Raw genomic sequence first — 4,964 nt, forward strand, 5'->3', positions numbered from 1 at the left:
GACCTCGTGTCCGGCCCGGCGCAGGGTGATCGCGGACTCGACGCCCACCAGCCCGGCGCCGACCACGACCACCCGGCGCGGCTCCTTGAGCCGCGGGAGCAGCCCCTTGAGGCCCTCGGGGGTGGCGTTGACGTGGGCCGCGAGCAGACCGGGGACCGCCACCGGGTCGTAGGAGCAGCCGGTGGCCAACACGATGTGCCGGGCGTGCACCGTCGAGGTGCCCATGTCCTCGGTGACGGTCAGGACGTGCCCGTCGAGGTCGGCGGCGGTGACGACGCCGTCCACGGCGACGATGCCCGCGCTCTCGATGGTGCGCGAGTCGGCGAACAGCCGCGGGAGACCGCCGGAGAGCGCGGCCTTCGACAGCGGCGGCCGGTCCGTCGGCAGTCCCGGTCCGATCAGCAGGGGGCGGTGTCCGCTGCGGGCCAGCCGTTTGGCGCAGGTCCAGCCCGCGACGCCGTTGCCGACCACCGCGACCTCCACCTCGAGGCTGCGGACGCTCACGGGGCCACCGCCCCGGCGGGCCCGACGACCAGGTCGAGCCGGTCGATGCCGACGATCGCCCCGCCGTGCACCCTCGGCGGGACGTCGGAGGCGAGGTGGTACTCCGGCATCGCCCGGTGGATCTCCTCGAGGGCCACCTTGAGCTCCATGCGCGCCAGGTGCGAGCCCAGGCAGCGGTGCGGACCGGCGCCGAAGCCGATGTGCGGGTTGGACCGGCGGTGGAAGTCGATCCGGTCCGGTTCGGCGAAGCGGGCGTCGTCGTGGTTCGCGGCCACGATCGGCACCAGGACCATGTCGCCCGCCGCGAACGTCACGCCGCCGACCTCCACGTCCCGCATCACCAGACGCCCGGTGGGGGCCGGGCTGAAGAACCGGATGAACTCCTCGACGGCGACCGGGATCAGCCGCTCGTCGGCGACCAGCTCCGCGCGCTGCTCCGGGTGCTGGGCCAGGTAGTACATCGCCATCGACAGCGTGTTCTTGACCGTGTCGAGCGCCGCCGCGAACAGCAGCTTGACCGTGCGCAGGGCCTCCGGCCTGCCGAGCGGGGCGTTCTCGAGGTCCGCGACCGCCAGGGCCGTCATGATGTCCTCGGGCGGGTCCGGCATCGCCGAGCGGGCGTCGAGCAGCGCCCCCACCTTGGCGTGCAGGGCGGCCTCCGCCTCCTCCCGGACCCGGGTGGCCGCCTCGCGGTCCTCCGGGGCGACCCGCGTCGTGGCCAGGAGCCTGGTGTGGAGGGAGAGCAGCTCGTCGAGCTCGGTGACGTCGAGCCCGAGCAGGGGCAGGAAGACCAGCCCCGGCAGCTTCGCCGCCATGCCCTCGACCAGCTCGGTCCCGCCCGCGGTGACGATCGGCGCGACCAGCTTGCGGACCTCCTCGCGGATCCGCGGCTCCATCGCCCGCGCGACCTTCGGCGACATCAGCGGCTCGAGGAGCTTCCGGTAGTCGGTGTGGTGCGGGGGGTCCACGTTCAGCGGGATGGGCGGCCCGACGGAGATGTCCTTGCGCGGCGGGATCGTGTTCTGCGTACTGGAGAAGATCTCCGGGTTCTGCAGGACGAACCGCGCGTCGGCGTACCGGGTGACGATCCAGTAGCCGCCGAACTGCTCGCTGCGCGCGACCGGGCAGCCGCTGCGGATCTCCCGGAGGGTCGGATAGGGATCGAGCGGGGTCCCGGTGTCGTAGATGGTGAACCGACGGGCGTGCTCGCACGCGACGGTGGGAGCCGCCTCGGCCGCACGGGAGGCACTGGGGGTCATGACGGGTCCTTCCGGGTCACGTCGGCTTCGCGAAGGCGGGCGCCGCCACCGCGGCGTCGCCACCGGCCTCGTGCGGGGGCTCGGCGGCAGGGGGGTCGAGCTCGACGACGATCGCCCCCTCCGGGCAGCAGTCGACGGACTCGAGCGCCTCCTGCTCGCGGTCGGTGGGCACGATCGGGAGGAGCACGACGGCGTCGCCGCTGTCGTCCGCGTCGTACAGGTCGGGGTAGAGCATGTAGCAGCGGCCGTGGCCGGTGCAGAGGTCGTAGTCGACCGTGAGTCGCATGGGATCGTCCTCGCTACCGGCGCGGCTCAGCCCGCGGCCGGCGTGTACACGACGGGGAACTTGGGGTGGTCGGCGAGCTCGAACCGCTTCAGGCCCAGCCCGTCCGTGTGCCGGTAGGGCACGCCGGTGTAGCGCGAGTCCGCCGGGAAGTACGACGAGATCCAGCCCCACCGGGGCCGGTCGGAGGAGTTCCCCGCCGCGCCGTGGATCGTCAGGCTGGAGTGGACGGTCGCGTCCCCGGGGGCCAGCTCGGCGGGACCCTCGACACTGCAGACCCGCGCCACCCGGGGCCATTCGGCCGCGTAGTCGCACGGCTTGCCGAGGTGGCCGAGGGTGTGGGAGCGGGAGAAGAAGCGCAAGGGGCCCTGCTCGGCGCTCACCCGGTCCAGGGCGGTCCAGACGTTGACCGACATCTTGTCGAACGGCAGCAGGTTGTAGTCCTGGTGGAAGTCGCTCTCCGCCCCGCGGCCGGTCTCCGCCGAGGGCAGCTTGACCGCCAGCAGGTCGGTGAGGAAGCGCATCGCGGTGTCGCGGCCCAGCAGGCGGGCGGCGTTGCGGCCCATGACCTCCGACCACCCGACGGGCTGGAAGATCCCGCCCTCCTCCCGGCTCGGGTCGTGGTAGTCCTTGAACCAGGCCGAGTCGATGTCCTGCCCGGGACGGAGGTTCGCCGAGTCGCCGGACTCCCCCATGCGCTCCTTCGCGAAGGCCAGGAGCGAGGCCACCAGCTCGGGGGACAACAGGCCCGGAAGGTGGACCCAACCATTCTGGAAAAAGAATTCGACCTCGTCGTCCGTGACCTCTCGGACACCGGTTCCGACCGAGATCTCCGTCGTCGTCACAATGCACCTCTGAATCCTGCGGTCATGGCGTCGATCACGAGGCACCAATGGAGCCGCTCGAACAATTCCTCTGGCACGAGGCTCGCATTCTCGGCGACCTCCGTGGTTTCTCGGTGGTTACGCCGCCGGGTGGCGGCGGAGGCCGAGGCCGGGACGAGGCACGACCGCGTCGAGATCGTGGGGTTCCGCCGGCGGTTCACGACGCCGCCGTCCAGCCCTCGACGGTCTGCTCGCGAACCCGGATCCGCCAGTCTCCGTCCACCTTGACCAGCACGTCCCGGTGGGTGCCGAGCGACGAGAACGCGGGCGCCCCGTCCCGCAGGCGCAGCGACACCGTGCACGTCCGGACCGTGGCGGTCTCGGAGTCCGCCTGCTCGACCAGCAGGGTCGTCAGGATGTGGTGCACGCCCGCGGGCGGCATCCGCTCCCACGCCGCGGCCAGCCGCCCGACGATCGCGTCCCTGCCCTGCACCGTCTGCGGCTCCCGCCCGGGGAGCGTGGTGTGCAGCACCGCGTCGTCGGCCCAGCACGCGGCCACGGCCTCCAGGTCGCGGTCGTCCATCGCCCAGCACCAGCGGCTGAGCAGGTTCGCGATGTCGTCGCGCGTCGTGGCGGTCACGGCGTCGCACCCCCGCGCCGGAAGGCCAGGAGCTCCTCGACCGAGCTGCGGGGGGCGATGCTGCGTGGCCCACCGTCCACGGTGCGCGTCCACACGGCGTGCTTGTCACGCTCCTTGGGCAGGACGGTGTCGCGGCGCAGCCGGACGGACAGGATCGTCGCGCCGGTCGGGGTCGCCTCGCCCGGGTCGACGCCCCACACGGCACCGGGCGGACGGTCCAGCCAATGGCCCTCGCCGAGGGTCACGGGCACCCCGGTGCGGTCCCCGGGCCCGTCGTGGAGCCGGACCGTGAGCTCGCCCTCCAGCACCAGCCAGAACTCCCGGAAGTCGTGGTGGCCGCGCCAGCCGTCCCCGCCGCCCCAGGGTGCGGGCCCGGCCGGGATGCCGAGGAGGACGACGCCTGCGTCGCCGTCGAGCCTGCGCGACAGCACCCGCTCCCGCGCGCCGGGGAGCCCGGCGCTCGGGGCCCAGGGCATCGCGTGGCTGTCGAGGACGGTCGTGTAGCCGTTGGCGAGGACGACGCCGGCCTGCTCCCCCGCGGCCTCGTGTGCGGTGTCCGGTGCCACCGGGCTCCCGTCCAGCGTGGTCGTCAGGGACGCGGCCTCGGCCAGGCCGACGTACGGGTCCGGCCCGCGGGTGAGCCAGCCGATGCCCCGCACGCTCTGCGGGACCGCCAGCGCACCGGAGGTGAGGCTGCCCGGGCTGCGGTCCATCCAGGTCCCCGGGCGGAAGACCACGGGGGTGTCCCGCCCGGTCTCCGGGTCGCGCTCGTTGTGGGTGAACTCCCCGGCCAGGCACAGGTAGTACTCGTGCACGAGCCGGTACCCGTGGGTGGTCGAGGTGGGCGACCACGCCGTCATCCAGCGCTCGTCGACGACCGCGTCGCCCTCGGCGTCTCGGGCCAGGGTCCTCGACAGGACCCGCGGTGTGGGGGCGTCGGTCCCCCGCCACGGCAGGGCCCGGGTGTCGACCACCCGGGTGCCTCCGACGTCGGCGACGACCGTGGGGTCGTCGGTGGACACAGCGCCGGACACAGCGGCGGTCATCGCGCGTACCTCGCACTCAGGTCGTCGTAGAAGGGTTTGCCGACGAGCTCCTGGCGCTCGCCCCAGCCGTAGAGGCGGTCGAGGACGTCGGTGGTGGAGCCGTGGAGGGCCAGGTGGCGGAGCACCGCGTCGGCACCCGCCCACGCCGCCCGCATCGCCGCGTTCGCGTACAGCACCGCGGCGTACCCCCACTCGCCCGCCGTGGCCCGCTCGATCGCGGGCGTCTTGCCGCCCTCGACGATGTTCAGCAGGTGCAGCCCGTCGACCTCGGCGGGGATCCGGCGGACGGCCTCGAGGGAGGCGGGTGCCTCGACGAACAGGACGTCGGCGCCCGCGGCGCGGTAGGCCCGCGCGCGGTCGAGGCCGAGGACGTCGTCCTGCGCTACCTGCAGCAGGAGATGGGCCCCG

At 73.4% G+C, this 4,964-nt stretch carries 7 protein-coding genes; all 7 read right to left on the reverse strand.

The window, feature by feature from the left end:
- Positions 1–504 (reverse strand): FAD-dependent oxidoreductase (locus H5J29_RS20645; protein WP_181782697.1); only part of this gene is annotated, 504 nt, incomplete at its 3' end.
- Positions 501–1,763, reverse strand: coding sequence for a cytochrome P450 (locus tag H5J29_RS20650; protein WP_181782698.1), 1,263 nt, complete (start codon positions 1,761–1,763; stop codon positions 501–503). The genes H5J29_RS20650 and H5J29_RS20645, both read right to left, overlap by 4 nt.
- A 16-nt stretch (positions 1,764–1,779) precedes the next feature.
- Complete coding sequence (locus tag H5J29_RS20655; RefSeq protein WP_181782699.1) at positions 1,780–2,049, reverse strand: ferredoxin; 270 nt, start codon at positions 2,047–2,049, stop codon at positions 1,780–1,782.
- Positions 2,050–2,075: 26 nt separating this feature from the next.
- Positions 2,076–2,936 (reverse strand): phytanoyl-CoA dioxygenase family protein, encoded by an 861-nt coding sequence (locus H5J29_RS20660; protein ID WP_312858323.1) that lies wholly within the window; start codon positions 2,934–2,936, stop codon positions 2,076–2,078.
- A gap of 151 nt (positions 2,937–3,087) precedes the next feature.
- On the reverse strand, positions 3,088–3,510 hold the full coding sequence (locus H5J29_RS20665) for a nuclear transport factor 2 family protein (protein ID WP_181782701.1): 423 nt from the start codon (positions 3,508–3,510) through the stop codon (positions 3,088–3,090).
- Positions 3,507–4,556 (reverse strand): hypothetical protein, encoded by a 1,050-nt coding sequence (locus H5J29_RS20670; RefSeq protein WP_181782702.1) that lies wholly within the window; start codon positions 4,554–4,556, stop codon positions 3,507–3,509. The genes H5J29_RS20665 and H5J29_RS20670 overlap by 4 nt, the downstream gene beginning before the upstream one ends.
- Positions 4,553–4,964 (reverse strand): isocitrate lyase/phosphoenolpyruvate mutase family protein (locus tag H5J29_RS20675; protein WP_181782703.1); only part of this gene is annotated, 412 nt, incomplete at its 5' end. The genes H5J29_RS20675 and H5J29_RS20670, both read right to left, overlap by 4 nt.

Origin of the sequence: Pseudonocardia pini (assembly GCF_013870575.1) — a bacterium.
In the GTDB taxonomy this organism is placed as follows: Bacteria; Actinomycetota; Actinomycetes; order Mycobacteriales; family Pseudonocardiaceae; genus Pseudonocardia; species Pseudonocardia pini.

Bases quoted from the DNA above. Each gene is read 5' to 3' on its own strand.
- H5J29_RS20650 (WP_181782698.1), bottom strand. From the start codon at position 1,763: ATGACCCCCAGTGCCTCCCGTGCGGCCGAGGCGGCTCCCACCGTCGCG.
- H5J29_RS20655 (WP_181782699.1), bottom strand. From the start codon at position 2,049: ATGCGACTCACGGTCGACTACGACCTCTGCACCGGCCACGGCCGCTGC.
- H5J29_RS20670 (WP_181782702.1), bottom strand. From the start codon at position 4,556: ATGACCGCCGCTGTGTCCGGCGCTGTGTCCACCGACGACCCCACGGTC.